The sequence below is a fragment of the Methylosinus sp. Ce-a6 genome, from assembly GCF_009811655.1.
Classification (GTDB): domain Bacteria; phylum Pseudomonadota; class Alphaproteobacteria; order Rhizobiales; family Beijerinckiaceae; genus Methylosinus.
Map to the genome: position 1 here is coordinate 64,820 of NZ_BGJX01000003.1, position 24,709 is coordinate 89,528.

The window sequence follows — 24,709 nt, forward strand, 5'->3', positions numbered from 1 at the left end:
TTTGGCGCAGCCGCGCGGCCGCTCACCAGCGGATGAGCGCCGACCCCCAGGTGAAGCCGCCGCCGACCGCCTCGAGCATCACGAGGTCGTTGCGGCGAATGCGTCCGTCGTCGCGGGCGACCGACAGGGCGAGAGGAATGGAGGCCGCAGAGGTGTTGCCGTGCAAATGCACGGTGGCGACCACTTTTTCGGGCGCGATGCCGAGCTTCGTCGCCGACATGTCGATGATGCGGCGATTGGCCTGATGCGGCACGAACCAGGAGAGATCGGCGGCCGTGAAGCCCGTCGCAGCGAAAGCGTCGGCGACGACATCCGTCACCATCCCGACGGCGAAGCGGAAGACTTCCTTGCCCTCCATGCGCAAATGACCGACCGTTCCGGTCGAGGAGGGGCCGCCGTCGACATGCAATTTGGCGCGGTGGCGCCCGTCCGAGCGCAGATGCGTCGTCAGCACGCCGCGCTCGGCGAGCGAGCCTTCGCTCTCGCGCGCCTCGAGCACGATGGCGCCGGCGCCGTCGCCGAACAGCACGCAGGTCGTGCGGTCGGTCCAGTCGAGAATGCGCGAGAAGGTCTCCGCGCCGATGACGAGCGCGCGTCTGTGCGAGCCGGAGCGCAGGAATTTTTCCGCCGTCGCCAGAGCGAAGACGAATCCCGAGCACACGGCCTGAAGATCGAAGGCGGCGCCGCGCGTGATCCCGAGCGCGGCCTGGATCTGCGTCGCGGTGGACGGAAAAGTATAGTCGGGCGTCGAGGTGCCGACGATGACGAGATCTATGTCCTCCGGACCGAGGCCTGCGTCCGCGAGGGCGGCGCGCGCGGCCTTCTCGCCGAGCATGGAGGTCGTCTCGCCCGGCGCGGCGATGTGACGCTCCTTTATGCCGGTGCGCTGCGTGATCCATTCGTCGCTGGTGTCGACGGTCGTCGCCAGCTCTTCATTGGTGAGGATGCGGCTCGGCAGATAGCTGCCGAGGCCCACGACGACGGAGCGCAGAGGGCGCGGGGAAAGAGTCACTGAGCGGCTTCCTGGTCGTCGCGGCGGCTCGTCGCCAGCATGTCGCGGATTTTCGAGAGCAGGTCTTGATGCGCCATCTCATAGCCGATCTCGACGGCGCGGGCGAAGGCCAGCGCGTCGGCGCCGCCATGGCTCTTGATGACGACGCCCTCGAGGCCGAGGAAGACGCCGCCGTTGATATTGCGCACGTCCACCTTCTCGCGCAGCTCGCGAAAGGCGCCGCGCGCCAGCAGATAGCCGATCTTGGCGAGCCAGCTCTTCTCGATCGCCTGGCGCAGATAATCCTTGATCTGCGTCGCCGTGCCCTCGGCGGTCTTCAGCGCGATATTGCCGGTGAAGCCCTCCGCCACGACGACGTCGACGACGCCCTTGCCGATCTCGTCGCCCTCGACGAAGCCGTGATAGTCGAGATCCGGGAGATCGGCCTCCTTGAGCAGTCGCGAAGCCGTCTTGACCTCCTCGACGCCCTTGATCTCCTCGACGCCGACATTGAGCAGGCCGACGCTCGGCCGCTCTATGTCGAAGAGCGAGCGCGCCATTGCGGCGCCCATCACCGCGAGATCGACGAGATGGCGGGCGTCCGCGCCGATGGAGGCGCCGACGTCGAGCACGATGCAATAGCCGCGCGCCGTCGGCGCCGGCCACAGGCAGGCGAGGGCGGGGCGCTCGATCTTGGCCATCGTATGCAGGCAGACCTTGGCCATGGCCATCAGCGCGCCGGTGTTGCCGGCCGAGACGGCGACGTCGGCCTCGCCCTTCTTGACCGCCTCGATCGCCTGCCACATGGAGGAGACGCGGCGCCCCGCGCGCAGCGCCTGGCTCGGCTTGTCGTCCATGCGGACGGCGACGTCGCAATGGCGCACGGCCGCGACGCGGGCGAGGCGCGGATGGGCGGCGAGCTCGGTCCGGATCAGACCCTCGTCGCCATACAGCAGAAAGCTGCTGTCGGGGTGGCGGTCGTGTGCGATGGCGGCGCCGGCGATGGTGACCTTCGGACCATGATCGCCGCCCATTGCGTCCAACGCTATGCGAATGGGCTGCGCCATTCTGCCTCGTCTCCCGAGCTGTTACGAATTACGAAAGTCCGCGCGGCCCGCAATGCTCCGCCCCACGGGGCCGCCGGTCGCGCGAAAGATGCGGCGAAGCGGCGCCCAAGAAGGTCCGCTCTCCTCGGCTGCCCGCGATTTTCCGTTGCGAGCCGGGTTCGCCGCCGGCCCCAGGCGCCAGCGCGTGACGAATTGCCATTTGCGCCGCGCCAGCGCAAGAGCAATTCCAGCCGGCGCTCCCGCTTCCTCCGAGCGGGCGTTCGTCGCCTCGCCCACGAACGCCTGCTCGAAGTCTTCGAGAGAAGCAGGATTTTTCTCGAAAAACCGGTTCCCCTTTTTCGAAATCCGGCTCAGCTCCTGCGCCCCTTGCCGAGCGCGTCGCGAAGGCCGGCGAAAGGCGAGGCTTTCGCCGTCGGCTCCTCCTCCGACGCCTCGGGCGGGGCGAAGCGCGCGCCCGGCTTGCGGGGGTAGGGGTCGAGCGCGAGCGCCAGAAATTCGGCGACGATCGCGCCGAGATCGATTCGGCCGTCGACCAGCGGGTCCGGCGCGTCCTCGTCGAGATCGGAGATATGGCGGCTCGCCCGCGGCTCCTTCGCCTCCTCGGGAGCGGCCTCCCGCCGTCGCCGCGACATGCGCTGGGCCGACTCCGGCGCGGCCGGCGAGGGCTCCGGCGCGAAGGAAAGATCGATCGGCTCGACGATGCGTGCGTCGAAATCCTCGAGCGTCACCACGCAGGTCTGGCGCAGATCGGCGGCGAGCTCGCCGGTCACGCGCAGGCCGCCGCGCCCTTCGCGCGTCACTTTCAGCTTCGCCTCGAGGCGGCTCAGCGCCCGCAGGCCGTCCGCCTCGGCGAGCGCCGCGCGCTCCTTCTCGTCGGCCGCGATGGAGAGCTCCAGCCCGTCCTCGGGCACGTCGACGGCGGCGAGCGGACGCGAGAAAGGCTCCGCGGGCGTGAAAGGCTCTCGGGGCATTTGCAGATCGTCGCTCATTCGCCGCTCCTTCTCTCCGACGTCGAGGTCGGCCGACAATATGAAATATAGATGGGCGCCGCGGGCGCTGGTCGAGGCTCCGCCATTTTCCGGCCATTGATACGGTCGAAGAGGCGCGGGCGCCAGCCTCCGGGCCGAACCGGAGGCGTCGCCGCTTGCTTTCGCTCGGGCCGAGAGTTAGGCAAAGTCAGGACATTGTCGCGATCGAGGTCGGCCTTCGCGGAAAGGCCAAACGCGGAGAGAAAAATGGGGTCTCGGGGTTCGCTCGTCGTCATATTGCGGCAGGCCCGCAGCCTCGCCGCGCTCGTTCTCGTCGCGGCGCCGCTCGCCGGCTGTCTCGGCTATGACGGCGTCATCAATCGCGGCGCGATCGTCGAGGAGCGCAAGGTCGCGCAGGTGAAGGTCGGCATGTCGGCCCAACAGGTCCTCGCTCTGCTCGGCACTCCCTCGACCACATCCACCATCGGCGGCGACGCCTGGTACTATTTCAGCCAGCGCATCGAGCGCCAGCTCGCCTTCATGCCGCCGGAGGTCGCGGACCAGCACATTCTCGCCGTCTATTTCGACAAGGCCAAAAAAGTTCAGCGCATCGCGGATTATGGCTTGAAGGACGGCAAGGTCGTCGACTTCCTCGCCCGCACGACGCCGACGGCCGGCGCCGAGTTCAATTTCATCCGCAACATGCTGGCAAAGCTCACGAGCTTCTGACGGCTAAAAAAATTCGAGCATTTTCAAACAGAAGCGTGGCTGTGTCACTTTGGCGCCAATGTGGCGGCTGAGTCGGCCGGTCGGTTCCGTACGTAACAGATCTCTTCATTTTTAAAGGCTTGCGGGAAAGGCGGAGCCCTCGCCGAATGTGACGCTCGCGTGACGGGCGCGGTCGATTTTTCGCCCCCCGCGGTTGCTAGCCTCCGTTTCGTCCAAACAACAGCGAGGAACGAAACAGAGTGTCTTTCGAAGCGATAGCTCCTGCCGTTAGCGGCGAAGCGTCGGCGCCGAAATGGTCGCGCTTTCTGCCCGTGCTCAACCGCGCAGATGCGGACCGGCCCCTTTCGGGGGCCGACGGATCCGTTCACATGCTCCTTCGCGCTTTCGCCATAGCGACGGCCACGGCCTTCGCTCTGGTGGCGGCGCTGCTGTCGATGCCGGACGGCTGGAGTCGGTTCAAAACGGCGGAGGCCGCGCGCGCCGGCGCGCAGAGCCGGCGCGCGCCGCCGCCCTTGTTCTTCCTGACCAATCGCGGCCTCAGCGATCAGCCGCTCGACGCCGACGCGGCCGAGGCCATGGGCGAGGCGGTGAAGGCCTGGTCCGGCGCGGCCGACGCCGAGGCGGAGACGAGCGTGTCGAGCGCAGCGCCGGCGGTCCTGCAATTCGGTCCCATGCGCGTCGCCCGCGCCATCGTCGAGCATGTGGTGCAGGCGGCCAAGACCACCGGCTCCGATCCGGCGCTGCTGATGGCCATCGCCGACAAGGAGTCGAGCTTCGCGCCCAGGGCCAAGGCCAGCACCTCTTCGGCGAGCGGGCTGTTCCAGTTCATCGATTCGACCTGGCTCAAGGCGGTCCGTATGTTCGGGTCGAGCCACGGCCAGGAGGCGGCCGCCAAGGCGATCGACGGCGACTATCGCGTCGCCCCGCAGAAGCGCTCCGAAATTCTCGCCATGCGCAACGACCCCTATCTCTCGGCGGTGTTCGCGGCGGAGATGCTGAAGCGCGACGGCGAGCGCATCGCCGAGCGCATCGGCCGTCCGCTGACGGCGGGCGAAACCTATCTCATCCATTTCCTGGGGCCGGACGACGCCGCGCGCTTCATGGAGAAGGTCGAGGAGGCGCCCAATACGCCGGCGGCCAGGCTGCTGCCGAGGCCCGCTCGCGCCAATAAGCCCATCTTCTTCGCCCGCCAGGGCCATAAGATGAAGCCGAAGTCGGTGGGCGAGGTGCATGAGGCCTTCGAGACGATGATGGGCCAGCGCTCGGACCGCTACAAGGGCGTCGAGCGGCAATTGCCCGGCGGGGCGCTCGCCTATACGGAGTGACAAAAGGCGGCCTGCGGGCCGCCTTTTCATTTGCGCCAGCGTTCGGCGGCGGCGTCGTCCTTCGCCTTGGCCTCGACCCAGTCGCCGACGCTTCCGTCGGCGCGATGCTCCTTCTTCCAGAAGGGGGCGCGGGTCTTGAGATAATCCATCAGAAATTCCGCCGCGGCGAAGGCCTCGCCGCGGTGGCGCGCGGCGGCGATCACCAGCACGATCTTCTCGCCGGGCAGAATGCGGCCGTGCCGGTGGATGATGGTCAGCGCCTGCAGCGGCCAGCGGGCGAGCGCCTCCTCGGCGACGCGGGCGATCTCCGCCTCGGCCATCCCTGGATAATGCTCGAGCTCCAGCGCGGAAAGGGCGCCGTCCTCGTCCCGGCAGAGGCCGGTGAAGGAGACGACCGCGCCGATGTCGCGGCGGCCTTCCTCGATCAGCGCGGCCTCATGGGCCGGGTCGAAGGGGGCGGATTGGATGCGGATGGTGGGGGTCATCTATGTCGGCGTCAGGCAGTAGGCAGTAGGGTCGTATTGCCGACGGCCCAATGCCGACTGCCCCTTCACCCTCCCGTCATCGGAGGAAAGAAAGCGATCTCGCGCGCCCCGGCGATCGGCGCCTCATGGCGCACATGGGCCTTGTCGAGCGCCGCGCGGATGACGGCGGCGTTCTCGAAAGCGGCGGCGTAGGTCTCGTCCCGCGTCTTCAGCCAGGCGATGAGCTCGCCGACGGTCGCGACCTCCGGGGGCGGGGAGAGGTCCTCCTCGGCGCGGCCGACGCGCTCGCGCACCCAGGCGAAATAGAAGGCTTTCATCGCGCCTCGTCCGTTCCGAAATGCGCCCAGCCGGCCCTCATATAGTCATAGCCGGTGTAGAGCGTCAGCAGCGCGGCGATCCACAGCAGCGCGCTGCCGATGTTCACCGTGCCGGGCAGCACCAGCTCGCCGGCCCGCCCGGCGATGAAGAAGCCGAGCGCGAAGAGCTGCAGCGTCGTCTTCCATTTGGCGATGGCGCTGACCGGCAGCGGCACTTTCAGCTCGGCGAGATATTCGCGCAGGCCCGAGACCAGAATCTCGCGGCAGAGGATGATGAGCGCCGCCCAGATGGTGACGCCCGTGATCGTCTGATCGGCGACGACCATCAGCAGGGTGGCGGCGACGAGCAGCTTGTCGGCGATCGGGTCGAGCATGGCGCCGAGCGAGGACTGCTGCGCCCAGGCGCGGGCGAGATAGCCGTCGAAGAAATCGGTGATGGCGGCGGCGGTGAAGACGCCGAGCGCGGTCCAGCGCATCCAATACTCGTCCGGCCATTGCAGCAGGCCCGCGACGACAGGGACGGCGACGAGCCGGCCATAGGTCAGAATATTGGGCAGAGAGAGCGCGCGCCCGCGGCGCGGCGGAATGGCCGTCGATGTCATGCCGCGAAGGAACATGGCCAGCGCCACCCTTGTCAATAGACGAGACCGGCTCAACCCGCTCTCCGCCCCCGTCCCGCGGCCGCGCGAACGCGCGCGTCGCGGCGGGAAACTCCGGCAAATCCGGCCTTTCGCGCGCCGGCGGGGCCGTCGCCGCAGGACGCATAAATTTTAGACGCTTCGCCCTCGATCAGCCGCCGCGCTGGAAATGGTCGAAGACGAGCCGCGCCGTCGCCTTGTTCACGCCCGGCACATTCTCGAGGTCGCAGAGCGCGGCGCCCGCCACCGCCTTGGCGGTGCCGAAGGCGAGCAGCAGGGCCCGCTTGCGGGCCGGGCCTATGCCCGGGATCTCGTCCAGCGGATTTTTGGCGAACTCCTTCTTGCGCCGCGCCCGATGCGTGCCGATGGCGAAACGATGCGCCTCGTCGCGCAGTCTCTGGACGAAATAGAGCGCCGGATCGTGCGGGGGCAGGCGGAAAGGCTCGCGCCCCTCGACGAAAAAGGTCTCGCGGCCGGCATTGCGGTCGGCGCCCTTGGCGATGGAGGCGATGGTCACGCCCTCGAGCCCGATCTCCGCCGCCACCGCGCGCGCCGCCTCGAATTGCCCGCGGCCGCCGTCGATGAGCACGAGGTCGGGCTTGGACGGAAAAGCGTCCGGCGCCTCCGCCTCGGGCTTTTCCGCCTCTTTGGCGATGCGGGCGAAGCGGCGCGTCAGCACCTCGCGCATCATGGCGTAATCGTCGCCGGGCGTGATCTCGGCGCTCTTTATATTGAAGGTGCGGTAATGCGGCTTCATGAAGCCGGCCGGACCCGCGACGATCATCGCGCCGATCGCCTGGTTTCCGCCCGTGTGCGAGTTGTCGTAGACCTCGACGCGGCGCGGCGGCTCCTCCATGCCGAACATCTCCCCGAGCGCTGCGAGCAGCTTCTCCTGGCTCGCGTCCTCGGTGAGTTTTCGCGCGAGCGTCTGCCTGGCGTTGGTCAGCGCATGATCGACGAGCTCGCGTTTCTCGCCGCGCTGCGGCGTCGCGATCTCCACCTTGCGGCCGAGCTTGTCCGACAAGGCCTCGGCCAATGGCTCGCGATCCTCGATCGCATGGGAGAGCAGCACCAGCGGCGCCGGCGGATGCTCGCCGTAGAATTGCGCGAGGAAGGAGCCGAGCACCTCCTCCTCGGTGAGGCTCTGATCGGCGCGCGGGAAATAGGCGCGGTCGCCCCAATTCTGATAGGCGCGGAAGAAGAAGGCCTCGATGCAGAAGCGTCCCGCCTCCTTGGCGATGGCGAAGACGTCGGCCTCCTCGACGCCGCGCGGATTTATCCCTTGCGTCCCCTGGATCAGCGAGAGCGCCGAAATGCGGTCGCGCAGCCGCGCGGCGCGCTCGAACTCGAGCCGCTCCGCCGCTTCGGTCATTTCTTTGGCGAGCTGCTCGCGCACGGAGCGGCTCTTGCCGGTCAAGAAATCATGCGCCTCCTGCACCAGCACGGAATAATCGGAAATCGATATCTCGCCCGTGCAGGGGCCGGCGCAGCGTTTGATCTGATAGAGGAGACAAGGCCGCGTGCGATTCTCGTAGAAGGAATCGGTGCAGGAGCGGAGCAGAAACGCCCGCTGCAGCGCGTTGAGCGCGCGCCCCACCGCGCCGGCGTTGGCGAAGGGGCCGAAATAATCGCCCTTGCGCGCCCGCGCGCCGCGATGCTTGGCGATCTGCGGCGCCTCATGGTCGCGCGCGATGAGAATATAGGGGAAGCTCTTGTCGTCGCGCATCAAGACATTGAAGCGCGGCTTCATCTGCTTGATGAGATTGGTCTCGAGCAGCAACGCCTCGGTCTCGGTCTCGACCGAGATGAACATCATCGAGGCGGTCGCCGAGATCATGCGGGCGATGCGGTTCACATGGCCGGCGAGGCGCGTGTAGCTCGCGATGCGCTTGCGGACATTCTTGGCCTTGCCGACGTAGAGAACCTCGCCGTTCTCGGCGATCATGCGATAGACGCCGGGGCCGTTGGGGGCGTTCTTCCAATAGGATTTGATGACGCCGACGCCGCGCTTGACGCTTTCCGGCGTGTCCTCGGCGAGCTCGGGCGAGGCCGCGGCCTCTTCCGCGAGGTCTTCTTCGTCGAGCGTGTCGGGGAGGTCGGGCGCGTCGCTCATGGGGCGAGATTTATGCCCGGCGCGCCGGAATGGGAAGAGCGCGCGGGGCGCTCGACTGGGGCGTAAGGGGGCGAAGATCGCGATGGGACCGGGATGACCTTTCGGCGCGCGCGCGTAAGATACGCGCGCAAGTCAAAACGAAAAGGGTTTCGATCATGGCTTCGCCGGTTAGACTTTTTTCCTGCGCCTGCGGGCGCGTCAGATGCGAGGCGGTCGGCGAGCCGATCGTCAGCGCCGTCTGCTATTGCTCCGATTGTCAGGAGGGCGGCCGGAGGATCGAGGCTCTGCCCGATGCGCCGCGGGTGCGCGATGCGGACGGCGGCACGCCCTATCTCACCTTTCGCGACGACCGTTTTCGCTGCGTCGCCGGAGAAGAGCGGCTCGAGGATCAGCGGCTGAAGCCGGATTCGCCGACGAGGAGGGTCGTCGCCCGCTGCTGCAACACCGGCATGTTCTTGAAGTTCGATCCCGGTTTCTGGGTCTCGACCTATCGGCTCAGATACGAAGGCGAGCCGCCGCCGATCGAGATGCGGACGAAGATCGAGCGCCGCCATTCGGACCTGCCCCTGCCGCAGGACGCGCCGAGCTATCGCGGCTTTCCGCTGAGGCTGATCGGTCGGCTGATCGCGGCGCGCCTCGCCATGGCCTTCGGTCGATAGGTTTTCGCTCGCGCCGCGCTCCTTCGGCCGACGAGCCTCGGCCGCGGGCGTGAAACCGTCGCCGATCCGCGCTATGTTGTCGCAGCGGCGAGGCGCGAAAAAACTCAAGGAAGGCTCGGGTGGTCGAGGATCAGCGCGAAGCGTCCGGCCGGCGGCGGCTGAATGCGACACTCATCGATTTGATCATTCGGCTCGGCGCGCTCGTCGCGCTGGCCTATTGGTCGTTTCTGCTCGTGAGGCCCTTCGTCACCATCGTGACCTGGAGCGCCATTCTCGCCGTGGCGCTCTATCCCATATTCGAATGGGTGGCGAACCGCCTCGGCGGCCGGCGGCGGCTCGCGGCCGTGGTCATCACTTTCGTGGGGCTGCTCTTCGTCATCGGGCCGGCGACCTGGCTCGGCCTCGGCGTCATCGACGGCCTGCGCGGGCTCGCCGATCGGCTCGAGACCGGCGGCGTCTGGGTTCCGCCGCCGCCGGAGACGCTGCGGAGCTGGCCCTTCGTCGGCCAATCGGCCTATGACTTCTGGGAGCTCGCCTCCACCAATATGCGCAGCGCCCTGGAGCAGGCGCTGCCGCAGCTCAAGCCCTATGGCGAGATCGCCCTGGACGCGACGAAGAACGCCGGCGCCGGACTGTTCAAGTTTCTGATATCGGTGATCATCGCCGGATTTCTGTTCGCGCCCGGCCCGGCGCTGGTGCGCGCCGTCAAGACGGCGGTGACGCGGATCGATTCGCGGCGCGCCGAGCATTTCGTCGATCTCACGGGATCGACGATCCGCACCGTCTCGCGCGGCGTCATCGGCGTGTCGCTGCTGCAGGCGGCGGTCGGCGGCCTCGGCCTTCAGCTCGCCGGCGCGCCCGGCGCGAGCCTGTTGACGCTCTGCATATTGGTGCTGGCGATCGTGCAGATCGGACCGCTGCTCGTGGTCGTGCCCTCGATCCTGTGGGCCTGGACCGAGATGCAGACGCTGCCGGCGCTGCTCTTCACCTGCTGCATGCTGACGGTGACGCTCATCGACAATGTGCTGAAACCCATCGTCATCGCGCGCGGGCTCACGACGCCGCTGCTCGTCATCATCGCCGGCGTCATTGGCGGCGTGCTCGTGCATGGCATCATCGGCCTCTTCGTCGGCCCCGTGGTTCTGGCGGTGGCCTGGGAGCTGGCCAGCGCCTGGGCCGGGGACGGCAAGGCGGGCGCGTTCGTCAGGACGGCGCCGGAGGCTCCCGAGCCGCGCGCGATCGAGCCGCCCGCGGCGGCGGAGCCGGTCGCGCGAGCGCCCGAGCGTTGAGCCGCGTCGCGGCGCGAAAGGCCCGTTCACAAATCGGCCGTACTCGATTAGGGTCCGGCGCGGATTTGCGCGTCTCGGCTTCGATCCCATATTGATGAGCGCCCGCTTCGCAAGCGGGCCTTTCGCTATCCGAGGCCCGCAACGGCCTCTGAAGAAGGAACCACATGGCCAAGGAAGAACTGTTGGAGTTTCCCGGAGTCGTCACCGAGCTGCTGCCCAGCGCGATGTTTCGGGTCAAGCTCGAGAACGAGCACGAGATCATCGCCCATACGGCCGGCAAGATGCGCAAGAACCGCATCCGCGTGCTCACCGGGGACAAGGTTCTCGTGGAGATGACGCCCTATGACCTCACCAAGGGGCGGATTACCTATCGCTTCAAATAATTTCGATTGAAGGCGGAGCCGATCGTCTTGACGTCCCATCCGACTGATGCGCGGCCCAAGCTGGTGCTGGCCTCGGCCTCGCCCCGCAGGCTCGAGCTCCTCCAGCAGATCGGCCTCGACGCCGACGCCTTGCTGCCGACCGACATAGACGAAACGCCCCAGCGCAACGAGCTGCCGCGCAGCCTCGCCCAGCGTCTCGCCGGCGAGAAAGCCGCGGCGGCCATCAAGATCAGGGCCTATCAGCCGCAGCTCGAGGGCAGTTTCGTGCTCGCCGCCGATACAGTTGTCGCGGTCGGGCGGCGAATCCTGCCCAAATGCGAGGACATAGAGCAGGCCGAGGATTGCCTGCGCCTGCTCTCCGGACGCCAGCATCGGGTTTTTACCGGGGTCACGCTGGTGACCCCGCGCGGGGCGGAGCGCCGCCGCCTCGTCGAATCGCGCCTGCGCTTCAAGCGCCTCGTCTCGACCGAGATCGACGCCTATCTCGCCTCGGGCGAATGGCGCGGCAAGGCCGGAGGCTATGCGATTCAAGGCCTTGCGGGGGCTTTCGTGGTGCGGCTCATCGGCTCTTATACGGCCGTCGTCGGCCTGCCGCTCTATGAGACCGCTGCGCTGCTCGCTGGCGAAGGCTATCCGGTGCTGACGCCCTGGTTCGAGCGGGCGTGAGCCTCATCCGCCGATATAGACCCGCTCATATCTCCGCCCGAGCCGGGTCAATATCTCATAGCCGATCGTGCCGCAGCGCTCCGCCAGCTCGTCGACGCCGATCGTCTCGCCCAGGAGCTCGGCGGTCTGGCCGCGATAGACGGCGGCTTCCGGGACGTCGGTCACATCCAGCATGACGAAATCCATCGACACGCGGCCGACGATCGGGCAGCGCCGTCCGGCGACGATCGCCTCCGGGGCCGGGCGGCCGGGGCCGGCGACGGCGGCGGGAAATCCGTCGCCATAGCCGAGGCCGAGCGTCGCCAGCCGCGTCGGCCGCGTCGCCGTCCACATGCCGTCATAGCCGACGCTCTCGCCCGCCTCGATCCGGCGCGTCGCGAGAACAGGCGCCTCGAGCCGGGCCACGCTGCGCATCGGATTGGGGGAGCCGGGCGTCGGATTGCCGCCATAGATGGCGTAGCCGGGCCGCAGCAGATCGTAATGCGGCTTCCGCCCGAGGAAAATTCCCGAGGAATTGCAGAGCGAGGCCGGAACGCCGGGGAAGCTCAGCCGCGCCGCCTCGAAGGCGGCGATCTGGCGGGCGTTGCGCGGGTCCTCGGCCCATTGGGCGCAGACGAAATGGCTCATCGTCAAAGTGAGGTCGACATCCTGCGCCGCCGTCGCCGCGGCTTCGGCGTCCCGCACCGAAAGCCCCAGTCGATTCATGCCCGTGTCGAACTGCAGCGCGGCCGGGAGGCGGCGGCCGATGGCGCGGCCGAACGCCGCCCATTCGCGGATTTCCTCGAGCGAGGCCAGGACCGGCCGCAGGCGCGCGGCGGCGAGCGCGCGGGCGCCGCCATTCGGCAGGCCCTCGAGCACATAGACGATGGCGCGCGGCGCGACGGCGCGGATGCGCTCGCCTTCCCCGGCGGTGGCGACGAAAAAGGTGCGGCATCCGGCCGCGGCCAGCGCCCGCGCGGCGGATTCGGCGCCGAGGCCATAGGCGTCGGCCTTGACGACGGCCGCGCATTCGCTCGCGCTCGCTCTCGCGGCGAGCTGTCGCCAATTGGCGACGAGGGCGGAAAGATCAATTGTGAGCGCCGCGCCCGCGCGCGCCGCTGCGGCGGTCTCGTTCACGGGCGCTCGGGCCGATCGGTCGAATCTCATGAAGCAATATTCTAGCGCCGGAGCATGGCGTTCGCATGGCTATTCGCGCGCGCCATGCTCCGGCGTCATTAATTTCGCGATTCGAGCGACCGGTCAGCGACGGGGCGCGTCGGCCCCGGTCTCGAGGCGCGGCCGCGGGGCCGGCGTCCCGAGGCGGGCCGCCGGATCGGGCCGCGGCGCCGCGAGGCGAACGGCCGGATCGGGCCGCGGCGTCCCGAGGCGAGCGGCCGGATCGGGCCGCGGCGCGCCGAGCGAGATACGCACGAGATCGGCGACGCTCTTGACCCGCATCTTGGTCATGATGTGCGAGCGATGCGTTTCGACCGTGCGGGCGCTGATGCCGAGCTCATGGGCGATGACCTTGTTGAGCTTGCCCTCGACGAGACCCGCGAGCACGTCGTTCTCGCGATTGGTGAGCGTGGCGAGTCGGCCGGGCGTGGTCCGCGTGCGCCCGCGATAGGCCCTGTGGTCGACGCGGCGGGTCAGCGCCTGCTGCACCGAGGCGAGAAGCTTCGCCTCGTTGACCGGCAGTTCGAGCAGATCGAACGCTCCTTCCTTCATGACCTGTATCGCGCCCCGAACATTGGCCTGCGCGGTGATGACGATGATCGGCAATTCGATTCGCCGCGCCTTGGCGTCCCGGAGCAATTCGATCCCGATCATCTCGGGCATGTCCACATAGATGATGACGCAGCCGCGGTTGTCGGTTTCGACGGTTTCGAAAAAGCGTCCCGCGTCGTCATGGAGGCGGAGGTGAAAATCCGCTTTGTCCAGCGCGCTCGTCAAAGACGAGCGAATGACCGGATCGACGTTCAAGATATGGATGGTGTCACTGTAATTCATAGATCGCTCGCGAGATGAGTTGACGAAAAAGTCAATCGACGAGACCAACGAACTCCTGCCGCCGGTAAAATGACCGGCGGTCCGACGTTACGACGAACTCGACGTTACTTGAGAGAACCGACGCGACGCAGAACTCACTCGGGAAACGCAAGACCGACGCGACGCTCACGCTACCCTTACGCGACTTTGACGCGTTCGCCGCCGGTGGAGAAAAAGCCGGCCGCGAACGACGTTGCGCGGGATCATCCAGCGCAACGTCGACGGAGGCATGTTAACAGATCGTAACGCGCGCGCCACGTTTTTCGACTCGAAACCTACGCATTAATCGGATCGATTGCGCCGGAACCCACTACGTAATACTTAAGTTATTCGTTCCTTCACCGCGAAGCGCCTTGCCCCGACGTCCTCGATATCCGACGTCCCCGAACGCTTGTTGCAGCCGCGACGCGATTGAATTATCAGTCCAGCCCAGTCTCGAGCGGAGAGAAACAATGGCCGACGCCGATCCCGTGAGCGAGAGCCTCGCCGCCGCGCGGCCGCTCTCCCCGCATCTTTCGATCTACAAGCCCATCCTGACCATGATGATGTCGATCGCGCATCGCGTCACCGGAGCGGCGCTCTACGCGGGCGCGCTTTTGCTCGCGATCTACCTCTTCGGGTTGGCGCTCGGGCCTTCGGCCTTCGCGGCCGTCTCCTGGATCGCGGATTCCATCCTCGGCCGCCTCTTCGTGCTGCTGTTCAGCTGGGCGCTCTTTCATCATCTGCTCGGCGGCGTGCGTCACGCGATCTGGGACCGGGGCCTCTATCTCGATCGCGACGGGCGCGAGCTGCTCGCCAAGGCGACCTTGGGCGGCGGATTGGCCCTCACCGCGCTTCTCTGGATCGCCTCCGCGCTCTTCGGCTAGCGGCGCGCCCTCGTTCTCTCGAGGGACTGTCGCCGTCTCGGCGGGCCTCACTCGCGAGCGGCGCCTTCGAACAAGGTTAATGGAGATTGGGAAATGTCGAGATCGACGTTCCAGAGCGGCCGCAGCGGCAAAGGAGGCGCCTTCGTCTCCGACCGCGAGGGCTCGCTGCATGCGCTGGCCATGCGACACAGCGCCAGAGCGCTCGCCCCGCTCGCGATCCTCTCGATCTGGCATATCGTCGGATTGGTCGGCAAACCCTATGAGGCCGCGCGCGCCGAGCTCGCCCGGCCGCTGCCGGCCATCGCGCTGATCGCCTTCATCGCCGTCGTCGCCTATCACGCGCGGCTCGGCATGGAGAACATCATCGAGGACTATGTTCACGACGAAGCGCTCAAGGCGACGGCGCTCGCCGTCAACAAATGGGCGGCGATCGCGATCGCCGCGATCTGGACGCTCGCCATCATGATCATCGCCGCGCCGCGCTAGGGTCTTTCCGTGTTTCAATGAAACACGGAAAGACCCTAGGCGTTTGTTTTGACGCGTTTCCGGACGCCGAACCGGCGTCCGCTTCGGCGGGAAACGCGCGAGAGCGCTTATCGCTCGAACGGGATCGTTCGAGCGATAAGAATTCGCTCCAGATGAAAAACGAGACCAATTTCCGATCCAAATGGATCGGAAATTGGTCTAAAAGCGGCCCGCGCGCTTTTTTCGACGAGGATTGGGAATGGCTGGGAACGGCAAGACGACGGTCAATATCGGCGGCAGGGCCTATCCGATCGTCGATCACACATTCGACGTCGTCGTCGTCGGCGCGGGCGGCGCGGGGCTGCGCGCCGTCGTCGGCTGCGCCAAGGCGGGGCTGAAAGCCGCCTGCGTCACCAAAGTGTTCCCGACCCGCTCGCATACGGTGGCGGCGCAGGGCGGCGTCGCCGCGGCGCTCGGCAATATGGGGCCGGACGATTGGAAATGGCACATGTACGACACCGTCAAGGGCTCCGACTGGCTCGGAGACCAGGACGCGATCGAATATCTGTGCCGCAACGCGCCGGAGGCCGTCTACGAGCTCGAGCATTGGGGCGTGCCCTTCTCGCGCACGGAGGACGGCCGCATCTATCAGCGCCCCTTCGGCGGCATGACGACGGATTTCGGCAAGGGCCCGCCCGCGCAGCGGACCTGCGCCGCCGCCGACCGCACCGGCCATGCGATGCTGCACACGCTCTACGGGCAGGCGCTGCGTCACGACACGCAATTCTTCGTCGAATATTTCGCGATCGACCTCATCGTCGACGCGGAGGGCGTGGTGCGCGGCGTCGTGTGCCTGAAGCTCGACGACGGCACGGTCCATCGTTTTCGCGCCGCGCTCACCGTGCTGGCGACGGGCGGCTATGGCCGCGCCTATCTCTCGGCGACCTCGGCGCACACTTGCACGGGCGACGGCGGCGGCATGGCGCTGCGCGCCGGCCTGCCGTTGCAGGACATGGAATTCGTGCAATTCCATCCGACCGGCATCTATGGCGCGGGCTGCCTCATCACCGAAGGCGCGCGCGGCGAGGGCGGCTATCTGACGAACAGCGAGGGCGAGCGCTTCATGGAGCGCTATGCGCCTTCGGTGAAGGATCTCGCGCCGCGCGACATGGTGTCGCGCGCCATGACGGTGGAAATTCGTGAAGGCCGCGGCGTCGGCAGGCTGAAAGACCACATCCATCTGCATCTCGAGCATCTCGACCCGGCGATCCTGCACGAGCGTCTGCCGGGCATTTCCGAGAGCGCGAAGATTTTCGCCGGCGTCGATGTGACGCGCGAGCCCATTCCGGTGCTGCCGACGGTGCATTACAACATGGGCGGCATACCGACGAATTTTCACGGCGAGGCGCTGCGCCGCGTCGGCGACGATCCCGATGTCGTCGTGCCGGGCCTGATGGCGATCGGCGAGGCGGCCTGCGTCTCCGTGCATGGCGCCAATCGTCTCGGCTCGAATTCGCTCGTCGATCTCGTCGTCTTCGGCCGCGCCGCGGGCCTGCGCGCCGCCGAATTGGTGAAGCCGGGGCAGGCGCAGCCCGAGCTCCCGGCGGATTCGGCCGAGCTCGCTCTGTCGCGGCTCGACGCGCGCCGCTTCGCCTCCGGCTCGATCGCGACCGCCGATCTGCGGCTCGAGATGCAGCGCGTGATGCAATCGCATTGCGCCGTCTATCGCGCCGGCGAGGTGCTGGAGGAGGGATCGCAAGCGATCCATGCGGTGTGGACGAAGAGCGGCGACGTCAAGGTGTCGGATCGCTCGCTGATCTGGAATTCCGATCTCGTCGAGACTTTGGAATATGACAATCTGATCGTGCAGGCGGTGGTGACGATGGATTCGGCGAAGAACCGCACCGAATCCCGCGGCGCCCACGCCCGCGAGGATTTCCCGAACCGTGACGACGCCAATTGGATGAAGCACACGCTCGCGACCATCGACGAGGCGAACAAGAGCGTGGCGCTCGACGGTCGACCGGTGCATAGCTACACGCTGTCCAATGAGGTGGCCTATATAGAGCCGAAGGCGCGGGTGTATTGAATCCGGTCATGGGAGCGGATCGATGGGCAAACTGGCGATAGCCGACGAAGTGCTCGAAGAAGTCGCGGCGGCAGCGAGAGCGCGTGGGGTGTCGAGCGAGACCCTTGCTCAAGAGCTGCTGTTGGAAGGGCTACGCGGTCACAAATCTAACGAAGCGCTTCGTGAGCTGATGGAAGCTATCGCCGCGATGACACCCCGAGACGTTGAGCAGACCGATTCGGTGGAGCTGTTGCGCGAGGATCGCGATCGTTGATCGTCATCGATGCTTCCGTCGCGGTCAAATGGATCGTCCGCGAGGCGCATCACGAAATCGCGCTCGGCATATTCGATCGCGAGTGGGAACGGATTGCGCCTGATCTCATATTGCCGGAAGTCGCGACGTTGAAGACATACCTGCAAGACCCGCCGTCCAACGACGGAGCATGAGGATCGTCATGGTCGAATTTGTCCTTCCCAAATCCTCCCGTCCCGTCGAGGGCAAGGTCTGGCCCGGCCCCGAGGGCGCGAGCCGGCTCAAGGAGTTCCGCATCTATCGCTTCGATCCGGACGAGGCGTCGAATCCGCGCATAGACACTTATTTCGTCGATCTCGACGATTGCGGGCCGATGGTGCTCGACGCGATCATCTGGATCAAGAACAAGATCGATCCGACGCTGACCTTCCGCCGCTCCTGCCGCGAGGGCATTTGCGGCTCCTGCGCGATGAACATAGACGGGCTCAACACGCTCGCCTGCACCAAGGGCATGGATGAGATCGAGGGAGCGATAAAGCTCTATCCGCTGCCGCATCTGCCGGTGGTGAAGGATCTCGTGCCCGATCTCACCGACTTTTACGCCCAGCACGCCGCCATCGAGCCCTGGCTGCAGACGGTGACGCCGGAGCCTCAGAAGGAATGGCTGCAGGCGCCGGACGACCGCCGCAAGCTGGACGGGCTCTATGAGTGCATTCTCTGCGCCTGCTGCTCCACCTCCTGCCCGAGCTATTGGTGGAACTCGGACAAATTCTTGGGCCCGGCGGCGCTGCTGCAGGCCTATCGCTGGGTGGTGGACAGCCGCGACGAGGCGACGAGCGAGCGCGTCGCCTATGTGGACGACACCTTCCGCCTCTATCGCTGCCATACGATTCTGAACTGCTCCAGCGCCTGTCCCAAGAGCCTGCTGCCGGGCACGGCCATCGCCGCGCTCAAAAATCTGGCGATCGCCGAGACGACCGGCGAGTAAGCGCGCGCGGCGCCGCATCGGCGCCCGTTTCGCCGCGCAGTCTTCGCCGTAGAATCGCCGGGAACTTGTCTTTTTTCCGGCCTGGGAGCATTTTGGAGCCCGATGCTCGAGGAGTCGCCGCCATGCGATTGCGCCCGCTTCTTCTGGTCGCCGCCGTTTTCGCCTTTTCGTCCGCGCTGCCGCTTTCGGCCGGCGCCGAGGACACGCTCGACCCGAGCCGGCTGGACCCGGCGGCGGCCGGAGCCGCCAAGGCGAAGCCAAAGAAAAACAAGCAGCCGCAGGCCTCGAGCGGGCAGGCCTCGACCGGACAGGCCGCCGCGCCCGGCAAGCCGGCCCCCGGCAAGGTCGAGAACCGCCAATATGGCGAGCTCGAGGGCTGGTCGCCGGGCAAGACCCCGCCTAAGAAAGACAAGAAAGACGACGACACGCCGCGTTTCGGCGGCCGCGCGCCGGTGAGCATGGGCAATGGCGGCAATATGTCGGTCGGCATGCCCTTCTGAAACCTATAGGCGCTGGCCGGAGGCGAAGCCGCGCTGCGGGAAAGACGCGAAGCCGTCCCGGGGCCGAATGGGTCGCGGGGCCGCTTCGCCTGTTCTCGTTCGCTCGTCTCGACAAAAATCCCGCCCGCCGTCATAAACGGGCGGAAAAGGAGTTCACAACCATGGGTTACAAGGTCGCCGTCGCCGGCGCCACGGGCAATGTGGGCCGCGAGATGCTCGACATTCTGGCGGAGCGCCGCTTTCCGGTCTCGGAAGTGGTCGCGCTCGCGTCGTCGCGCTCCATCGGGACGGAAGTATCCTTCGGCGACAAGACGCTCAAATGCCGCCATCTCGACACTTACGACTTCTCGGACACGGACATCTGCCTGATGTCGGCGGGCGGCGACGTCGCGCGCGAATGGGCGCCGCGCATCGGCGCGCAGGGCTGCGTCGTCATCGACAACAGCTCCGCCTGGCGCATGGACCCGGACGTGCCGCTCGTCGTGCCGGAGGTGAACGCCGATGCGGCCGCGGGCTTTGCGAAGAAGAACATCATCGCCAATCCCAATTGCTCCACCGCGCAGCTCGTCGTGGCGCTGAAGCCCCTGCATGACGCGGCCAAGATCAAGCGCGTCGTCGTCTCGACGTATCAGTCGGTTTCCGGCGCCGGCAAGGAGGGCATGGACGAGCTCTTCGCCCAGACCCGCTCCGTCTTCGTCTCCGATCCGCTGGAATCGAAGAAGTTCCCCAAGCGCATCGCCTTCAACCTCATTCCGCAGATCGACGTCTTCATGGAGGACGGCTTCACCAAGGAAGAGTGGAAGATGGTGGTGGAGACGAAGAAGATCCTCGACCCGAAGATCAAGCTCGTCGCCACCTGCGTGCGCGTGCCGGTGTTCATCGGCCATAGCGAGGCGGTGAACATAGAATTCGAGAATCCGCTGTCGCCGGACGAGGCGCGCAATATTCTGCGCGAGGCTCCGGGCGTGCTCGTCATCGACAAGCACGAGCCCGGCGGCTACATCACGCCGCACGAAGCGGCGGGCGAGGACGCGACCTATATCTCGCGCATCCGCGACGATCCGACCGTCGAGAACGGCCTCGTTCTGTGGTGCGTCTCCGACAATCTGCGCAAGGGCGCCGCGCTGAACGCGGTGCAGATCGCCGAAGTGCTGGCGAATAGGAAGCTCATCACGCCGAAGCAGAAGGCGGCGTGACGACGCGCGTCTCCTTCTCCCACGAGTGGGAGAAGGGGCGCGGACTTCCCTTGCGCCCGCATTCGGCGCGCGCGCCCATTCTCACGAAAAGGCGCGGCCGTCACAGTATTGTAATCGAGCTTCGCTAGCCGTCTGGCCATGGTTCTCGATCTCCATCACGTTCCGGGCCGGCTTCGCGTTCGCCTCGCGGGACTGAGAGGATATGCTCGGGCCATCGTCCCCCTCCATTCCGAGCTGCTCGCGATCCCGGGAGTCAAATCCGCGTCGATCCGCGCTCATTCCGGCAGCGTGACGATCTTCTACGACCGCGGCTGTTTCGAGATCGAATCGTTCTGGTCGACGTTGCGGCGCCTCGGCTATTTGGACGCCGCGTCGCAGACCGCTGAATCGGCGTCCCCGTCATCCTCTCGGATGAACGCCGTCGCCGCGACGGCGACGGCGACGATCGCCGAGGCCATTGTCGGCGAGGTCGTGAAGCATGTGCTCGGCCGCTCCGCCGGCGCGCTGATTCGCCTCATCGTCTAATTCGGGCGCGAATTCCGCCGGCTCTTGAAGGCGGGCGATGCGATATTGATCTTAAAACGATGTTGGTTCGCGCCGGAAACCGGAGACGCTGGTTTTCGCGGGTGAGGAGGAGTCCATTACTATGGCCGAGGTCGTGGAAGGTCGGATCGCGCATCAGACGCCCGTCCGGCTTCGCATAGCGGCGCCGTCGAGGCGCCATGACAGGGCGTTCTTCGAGGCTCTGCGGGAGCAGATGTCCAGATGGGCGGTTGTGACGCGGGTCGACGTCAATCCCGCCGCCGCCAGCGTCGTGATCCATTCGCGCGATTCACAGGCCGTTCTGGAACTGCTCCAACGCGAAGGCGTTCTGACGATCGTCGCGCCGGCGAAATATGTCGTTCATGTCGGCGCGCAGGCCCCAGGGCCGCGCTTTGCGGCGGTCGACGCGCGGATTCGGCGCTGGAGCGGCGGCCGCCTCGACGCGAAACGCGTTTCGGTCGCGGTGGTCGTCGTCGCGAGCCTCGCCGTCAAGCTCGCGCGCGGCAATGCGATGTCCGCGGGAGTCCTGCTGCTGCTGCTCGCGGGCGGAGTCGCCCGACGCAGGTTTCTCGCATCCGACCGCAGGCGGAAGGAAGAGCCCCTCGCGCCGCCCGTCGAAGCCGCCGCCTGAGCCGTCCGGCTCGGCCGCCGCAGGGGCGCGCCCTTGAAGGCGCTGCAACCATAAATAGATGAAGGTTCCATGACGCCTAGGAGGACAGCATGGCGCTGATCGAGGATATCTTCGAGGAAGCATTGGGACCTGTGGCGCTCGGGGTCGGAGCGCTGATCGCCATACCGACGCTCTTTCCGCCGGTGCGCCGGGCGCTTCGCCCGGTGGCCAAAGGGGTGATAAAGACGGGAATAGCGATTTATGAGACGACCGTGGCCAATGTGGCGGAAGCCGCCGGCGATCTGATCGCCGAGGCTCGCGCGGAGCGCGAGAACGAGGCTCTGGCGGCCGTCGAGCAAAAAGCCACTCCCGCTTCGCTCTGACGGGGAGCGCAGCCGATGAGACGATCGTCGAGGGCGGCGCCGCCCTCGACGATCTTTTTTTAGCCTGGCCCAGCATGGTCGTCGTGACGAGATGGCGTCGTGACGGCGCTCGGCCCGGTTCGGCCTCGGCCCGCGCGCCCCTGCGACAATGAATGACGCGCCGCGTCATAGGTTCGCCGACGCGGGCGCTTGACGAGTCTTGGCTCAAAATGCTCAACGTGCGCGAGCGGCGTCCGCTGGCGCCGAGGAGCCCGACCAATCAGGAGAACGATATGACGACGGAGATCGTGATCGTTTCCGCGGCGCGCACTGCTGTGGGATCGTTCAACGGAGCTTTTGGCGCCACGCCCGCCCATGAGCTGGGCGCTGTTGCCGTCAAGGCCGCGCTCGAACGCGCCAAAGTGGAGGCCGCCGACGTCGACGAGGTCATCCTGGGCCAGGTGCTCGGCGCCGCGCAGGGACAGAATCCGGCCCGCCAGGCGGCCATCAAGGCCGGCGTGCCGCAGGACAAGACCGCTTTCGGCGTCAATCAGGTGTGCGGCTCGGGCCTGCGCGCCGTGGCGCTCGCCGCCCAGCAGATCCAGGCGGGCGACGCGACGATCGTCGTCGCCGGCGGCCAGGAGTCCATGTCGCTGTCGCAGCATTCCGCTCACATGCGCGCCGGCACCAAGATGGGCGATGTGAAATTCGTCGACACCATGATCGTCGACGGCCTGACCGACGCCTTCAACAATTACCACATGGGCATCACGGCGGAGAATGTCGCCGCCAAATGGCAGATCGGCCGCGCCGAGCAGGACGCTTTCGCCGTCGCCTCGCAGAACAAGGCCGAGGCCGCGCAGAAGGCCGGCAAGTTCAAGGACGAGATCGTCCCCTTCACCGTCTCGACGCGCAAGGGCGACATCATCGTGGACGCCGATGAATACATCAAGCACGGCGTGACGCTGGAGGGCGTCGCCAAGCTGAAGCCGGCCTTCATCAAGGACGGCACGGTGACGGCGGCCAACGCCTCCGGGCTCAATGACGGCGCCGCCGCCCTCGTCGTGATGTCCGCGGCGGAGGCCGCCAAGCGCGGGCTGACCCCGCTCGCGCGCATCGCCTCCTGGGCGACCGCCGGCGTCGATCCGACGGTCATGGGCTCCGGCCCGATCCCGGCCTCGCGCAAGGCGCTGGAGAAGGCCGGCTGGAAGATATCCGATCTCGACCTCGTCGAGGCCAATGAGGCCTTCGCCGCGCAAGCTCTGGCCGTGAACAAGGACCTCGGCTGGGATCCGGCCATTGTGAACGTCAACGGCGGCGCCATCGCCATCGGCCATCCGATCGGCGCTTCGGGCGCGCGCATTCTGACGACGCTGCTCTACGAGCTCGGCCGCCGCGGCGGCAAGCGCGGCCTCGCCACGCTCTGCATCGGCGGCGGCATGGGCATCGCTCTGACGATCGAGCGCTAAATAGGACCGCGAGCCTCGGAGGCTCGCATATGGCGCCGCGAGCCTCCGAGGCTCGCGGTCCAGTCTCTCGAAAAATTCGATGAAGGAGGATGAGGTGGGCAGAACAGCGGTTGTGACGGGCGGCACGCGCGGCATCGGCGAGGCGATTTCCAAGGCTCTGAAGGCGGCCGGCTACAATGTCGCCGCGACTTACGCCGGCAACGACGAGGCGGCCAACAAGTTCAAGGCCGAGACCGGCATTCCGGTCTATAAGTTCGATGTGTCGGACTATGAGGCCAGCGCCGCCGCGCTCGCGCAGATCGAGAAGGATCTGGGCCCGGTCGAGATTCTCGTCAACAACGCCGGCATCACCAAGGACCGTCTGTTCCACAAGATGGAGCTGGCGCAATGGCGCGCGGTGATCGACACCAACCTCAACTCGCTGTTCAATGTCACGCGTCCCGTCATCAACGGCATGCGCGACCGCGGCTTCGGCCGCATCATCGTCATCTCGTCGATCAACGGCCAGAAGGGCCAGGCCGGTCAGACGAACTATTCCGCCTCCAAGGCCGGCGACATCGGCTTCGTCAAGGCGCTGGCGCAGGAGAGCGCGTCGAAGGGCGTCACCGTCAACGCCGTCGCGCCCGGCTATATCGCCACGGAGATGGTGAAGGCCGTGCCGCAGGACGTGCTCGATAAGCACATCATTCCCTATATCGCGGTCGGCCGTCTCGGCGAGCCGGAGGAGATCGCCCGCGCTGTGGTGTTCCTCGCCTCCGACGACGCCGGCTTCATCACCGGCTCGACGCTGACCATCAACGGCGGCCAGTATCTGACCTGAAGCGATTTGCGCTCGAACGAACGCGTTCGAGCTGTCGAGGGCCGTCATTCCCGGCAGGCCGAAGGCCTGACCGGGAATCCAGAGCGACATCCAAAAACGTCGGTTGCGGCCCCGGATTCCCGATCGCTCGCTTCGCGAGCGTCGGGAATGACGCCTTTGTGTCCGCCGAGGCGGCCTATCATATCAGTGATTCGAGGCCCTCTACGAATCACGGCAATTCCCGCGCCGAAACTCCCCTCCCGTTCGAGCGATTGCGCTGCCCTCTTCTCTGGACTGATCTCGGCGGTTCTGGTGAGCGCGGCGATCGTGCGACCGATAACGGCTCCCGCGGCCGCGCTGCGAGAGTCCTTCGTCGTGGGCGAAGGGCTGCAAGGCCAATGTGTCGCCAGTCGGCAGACGGTCGTCATCACCGATTTGCCGCCGACGAGTCGCGTCATCGGCTCGGCATTGGCCGCAGGCCCGCCGGATGTGATCGTCTGCGCGCGGTCAGTTCGGCCGAAGGGGTGCTGGGCGTGATCGAGATCGCCCGTTACGGCGCTTTCGACGAGAGCTGCCGGGCTATGACGCCGCTTCGCACTCTCTCGAGCTCGTCGCGGCGAGCGATATGAGGCGCGTGACCGGCTATCAGGATTTCGTCGACGAAGCGCCCCTCGATCTGGTGTTCGTCGCCGATCACCGAAAGATGGCGCTGGTTCCGGTCGCGCAGCGTGAGAGCTTCGCCTCGGTCGCAGCCGGCGCGATATCGCAGAATCTCTATTTATTCGCGGCGAGCGAGGGCCTCGCCACGGTGATCCGCGCCTGGATCGATCGCGAGGCGATCGCCGAGGCGCTGGGGCTGAGCCACGACCATCAGGTGCTTTTGTCGCAGACGATCGGCTATCCGAAGAAGACCGAGTGAACGGCCCGACTCA

29 protein-coding genes and 1 pseudogene are annotated in these 24,709 nt (G+C 66.6%); 21 read left to right on the plus strand and 9 right to left on the minus strand.

Annotated features, from left to right (window positions below):
* Positions 1 to 22: 22 nt before the first annotated feature.
* The 3 genes from Mspo_RS03010 to Mspo_RS03020 all read right to left on the minus strand — a co-directional run bounded on the left by Mspo_RS03010 (position 23) and on the right by Mspo_RS03020 (position 3,047).
* Positions 23 to 1,012, minus strand: coding sequence for a beta-ketoacyl-ACP synthase III (locus tag Mspo_RS03010; RefSeq protein WP_159726705.1), 990 nt, complete (start codon positions 1,010 to 1,012; stop codon positions 23 to 25).
* Complete coding sequence (plsX, locus tag Mspo_RS03015) at positions 1,009 to 2,058, minus strand: phosphate acyltransferase PlsX (RefSeq protein ID WP_159726707.1); 1,050 nt, start codon at positions 2,056 to 2,058, stop codon at positions 1,009 to 1,011. Before plsX ends, Mspo_RS03010 begins: the two co-directional genes overlap by 4 nt.
* Before the next feature lie 350 nt (positions 2,059 to 2,408).
* On the minus strand, positions 2,409 to 3,047 hold the full coding sequence (locus Mspo_RS03020) for a DUF177 domain-containing protein (RefSeq protein WP_159726709.1): 639 nt from the start codon (positions 3,045 to 3,047) through the stop codon (positions 2,409 to 2,411).
* A gap of 246 nt (positions 3,048 to 3,293) precedes the next feature.
* On the opposite strand from Mspo_RS03020, the gene Mspo_RS03025 reads away from it, so the two are divergent.
* Together Mspo_RS03025 and Mspo_RS03030 are read left to right on the plus strand one after the other, a co-directional pair.
* Positions 3,294 to 3,755 carry an outer membrane protein assembly factor BamE gene (locus tag Mspo_RS03025; protein WP_159726711.1) on the plus strand — a complete coding sequence of 154 codons (462 nt, stop codon included), beginning with the start codon at positions 3,294 to 3,296 and terminating at the stop codon, positions 3,753 to 3,755.
* 368 nt (positions 3,756 to 4,123) lie between these two features.
* A complete protein-coding gene (locus tag Mspo_RS03030) occupies positions 4,124 to 5,080 on the plus strand; it encodes a transglycosylase SLT domain-containing protein (RefSeq protein WP_244613080.1) in 957 nt (318 codons plus the stop codon).
* A 26-nt stretch (positions 5,081 to 5,106) separates the two neighbouring features.
* On the opposite strand, the gene Mspo_RS03035 is transcribed toward Mspo_RS03030, so the two are convergent.
* From Mspo_RS03035 to uvrC, 4 genes are all read right to left on the minus strand, one after another.
* On the minus strand, positions 5,107 to 5,565 hold the full coding sequence (locus Mspo_RS03035) for a molybdenum cofactor biosynthesis protein MoaE (protein ID WP_159726715.1): 459 nt from the start codon (positions 5,563 to 5,565) through the stop codon (positions 5,107 to 5,109).
* A 65-nt stretch (positions 5,566 to 5,630) separates the two neighbouring features.
* Positions 5,631 to 5,882 (minus strand): molybdopterin converting factor subunit 1, encoded by a 252-nt coding sequence (gene moaD / locus Mspo_RS03040; protein WP_159726717.1) that lies wholly within the window; start codon positions 5,880 to 5,882, stop codon positions 5,631 to 5,633.
* Entirely contained in the window at positions 5,879 to 6,499 is a 621-nt protein-coding gene (gene pgsA, locus Mspo_RS03045) for a CDP-diacylglycerol--glycerol-3-phosphate 3-phosphatidyltransferase (protein WP_244613082.1), read from the minus strand. Before pgsA ends, moaD begins: the two co-directional genes overlap by 4 nt.
* A 172-nt stretch (positions 6,500 to 6,671) precedes the next feature.
* On the minus strand, positions 6,672 to 8,633 hold the full coding sequence (gene uvrC / locus Mspo_RS03050) for an excinuclease ABC subunit UvrC (protein WP_159726719.1): 1,962 nt from the start codon (positions 8,631 to 8,633) through the stop codon (positions 6,672 to 6,674).
* A 155-nt stretch (positions 8,634 to 8,788) separates the two neighbouring features.
* Between uvrC and Mspo_RS03055 the strand changes: the two genes are divergently transcribed.
* From Mspo_RS03055 to Mspo_RS03070, 4 genes are all read left to right on the plus strand, one after another.
* A complete protein-coding gene (locus tag Mspo_RS03055; protein WP_159726721.1) occupies positions 8,789 to 9,292 on the plus strand; it encodes a GFA family protein in 504 nt (167 codons plus the stop codon).
* Between the two features lie 119 nt (positions 9,293 to 9,411).
* Positions 9,412 to 10,581: an AI-2E family transporter gene (locus Mspo_RS03060; protein ID WP_159726723.1), complete on the plus strand. Its 1,170-nt coding sequence runs from the start codon at positions 9,412 to 9,414 to the stop codon at positions 10,579 to 10,581.
* A 164-nt stretch (positions 10,582 to 10,745) separates the two neighbouring features.
* Positions 10,746 to 10,964 (plus strand): translation initiation factor IF-1, encoded by a 219-nt coding sequence (gene infA, locus Mspo_RS03065; RefSeq protein WP_018266249.1) that lies wholly within the window; start codon positions 10,746 to 10,748, stop codon positions 10,962 to 10,964.
* Between the two features lie 27 nt (positions 10,965 to 10,991).
* Positions 10,992 to 11,630, plus strand: coding sequence for a Maf-like protein (locus Mspo_RS03070; RefSeq protein ID WP_159726725.1), 639 nt, complete (start codon positions 10,992 to 10,994; stop codon positions 11,628 to 11,630).
* Between the two features lie 3 nt (positions 11,631 to 11,633).
* Here Mspo_RS03070 and alr read toward each other — a convergent pair whose 3' ends face one another.
* On the minus strand, positions 11,634 to 12,776 hold the full coding sequence (alr, locus tag Mspo_RS03075) for an alanine racemase (RefSeq protein ID WP_159726727.1): 1,143 nt from the start codon (positions 12,774 to 12,776) through the stop codon (positions 11,634 to 11,636).
* 93 nt (positions 12,777 to 12,869) lie between these two features.
* Positions 12,870 to 13,619, minus strand: coding sequence for a response regulator transcription factor (locus Mspo_RS03080; RefSeq protein WP_159726729.1), 750 nt, complete (start codon positions 13,617 to 13,619; stop codon positions 12,870 to 12,872).
* A 491-nt stretch (positions 13,620 to 14,110) separates the two neighbouring features.
* On the opposite strand from Mspo_RS03080, the gene sdhC reads away from it, so the two are divergent.
* The 15 genes and pseudogenes from sdhC to Mspo_RS03155 form a co-directional block, all read left to right on the plus strand.
* The gene (gene sdhC, locus Mspo_RS03085) at positions 14,111 to 14,524 is read left to right on the plus strand and encodes a succinate dehydrogenase, cytochrome b556 subunit (RefSeq protein WP_159726731.1); all 414 of its coding nucleotides are present in this window, start codon (positions 14,111 to 14,113) and stop codon (positions 14,522 to 14,524) included.
* 93 nt (positions 14,525 to 14,617) lie between these two features.
* On the plus strand, positions 14,618 to 15,010 hold the full coding sequence (gene sdhD, locus Mspo_RS03090; protein WP_159726733.1) for a succinate dehydrogenase, hydrophobic membrane anchor protein: 393 nt from the start codon (positions 14,618 to 14,620) through the stop codon (positions 15,008 to 15,010).
* 238 nt (positions 15,011 to 15,248) lie between these two features.
* Positions 15,249 to 17,078: a succinate dehydrogenase flavoprotein subunit gene (gene sdhA, locus Mspo_RS03095; RefSeq protein ID WP_159726734.1), complete on the plus strand. Its 1,830-nt coding sequence runs from the start codon at positions 15,249 to 15,251 to the stop codon at positions 17,076 to 17,078.
* A gap of 22 nt (positions 17,079 to 17,100) precedes the next feature.
* Positions 17,101 to 17,331: a hypothetical protein gene (locus Mspo_RS03100; protein ID WP_159726736.1), complete on the plus strand. Its 231-nt coding sequence runs from the start codon at positions 17,101 to 17,103 to the stop codon at positions 17,329 to 17,331.
* Positions 17,328 to 17,504: a type II toxin-antitoxin system VapC family toxin gene (locus Mspo_RS03105; RefSeq protein WP_159726737.1), complete on the plus strand. Its 177-nt coding sequence runs from the start codon at positions 17,328 to 17,330 to the stop codon at positions 17,502 to 17,504. Before Mspo_RS03100 ends, Mspo_RS03105 begins: the two co-directional genes overlap by 4 nt.
* Before the next feature lie 8 nt (positions 17,505 to 17,512).
* Complete coding sequence (locus tag Mspo_RS03110; RefSeq protein WP_159726739.1) at positions 17,513 to 18,298, plus strand: succinate dehydrogenase iron-sulfur subunit; 786 nt, start codon at positions 17,513 to 17,515, stop codon at positions 18,296 to 18,298.
* A gap of 122 nt (positions 18,299 to 18,420) precedes the next feature.
* The gene (locus Mspo_RS03115) at positions 18,421 to 18,798 is read left to right on the plus strand and encodes a hypothetical protein (RefSeq protein WP_159726741.1); all 378 of its coding nucleotides are present in this window, start codon (positions 18,421 to 18,423) and stop codon (positions 18,796 to 18,798) included.
* Between the two features lie 161 nt (positions 18,799 to 18,959).
* On the plus strand, positions 18,960 to 19,994 hold the full coding sequence (locus Mspo_RS03120; RefSeq protein WP_159726743.1) for an aspartate-semialdehyde dehydrogenase: 1,035 nt from the start codon (positions 18,960 to 18,962) through the stop codon (positions 19,992 to 19,994).
* Between the two features lie 138 nt (positions 19,995 to 20,132).
* On the plus strand, positions 20,133 to 20,519 hold the full coding sequence (locus tag Mspo_RS03125) for an HMA2 domain-containing protein (RefSeq protein WP_159726745.1): 387 nt from the start codon (positions 20,133 to 20,135) through the stop codon (positions 20,517 to 20,519).
* 121 nt (positions 20,520 to 20,640) lie between these two features.
* Positions 20,641 to 21,168, plus strand: a complete 528-nt coding sequence (locus tag Mspo_RS03130) for a hypothetical protein (protein WP_159726747.1) — start codon at positions 20,641 to 20,643, stop codon at positions 21,166 to 21,168.
* A gap of 89 nt (positions 21,169 to 21,257) precedes the next feature.
* Complete coding sequence (locus Mspo_RS03135) at positions 21,258 to 21,530, plus strand: DUF5132 domain-containing protein (protein ID WP_159726749.1); 273 nt, start codon at positions 21,258 to 21,260, stop codon at positions 21,528 to 21,530.
* A gap of 272 nt (positions 21,531 to 21,802) precedes the next feature.
* Entirely contained in the window at positions 21,803 to 22,978 is a 1,176-nt protein-coding gene (locus Mspo_RS03140; protein ID WP_159726941.1) for an acetyl-CoA C-acetyltransferase, read from the plus strand.
* A 94-nt stretch (positions 22,979 to 23,072) separates the two neighbouring features.
* Entirely contained in the window at positions 23,073 to 23,798 is a 726-nt protein-coding gene (phbB, locus tag Mspo_RS03145) for an acetoacetyl-CoA reductase (RefSeq protein WP_159726751.1), read from the plus strand.
* Positions 23,799 to 24,089: 291 nt separating this feature from the next.
* Entirely contained in the window at positions 24,090 to 24,314 is a 225-nt protein-coding gene (locus Mspo_RS03150; protein WP_159726753.1) for a hypothetical protein, read from the plus strand.
* 28 nt (positions 24,315 to 24,342) lie between these two features.
* Positions 24,343 to 24,696: pseudogene (locus Mspo_RS03155) on the plus strand (nitroreductase family protein); the annotation flags it as partial.
* Positions 24,697 to 24,709: the final 13 nt, after the last annotated feature.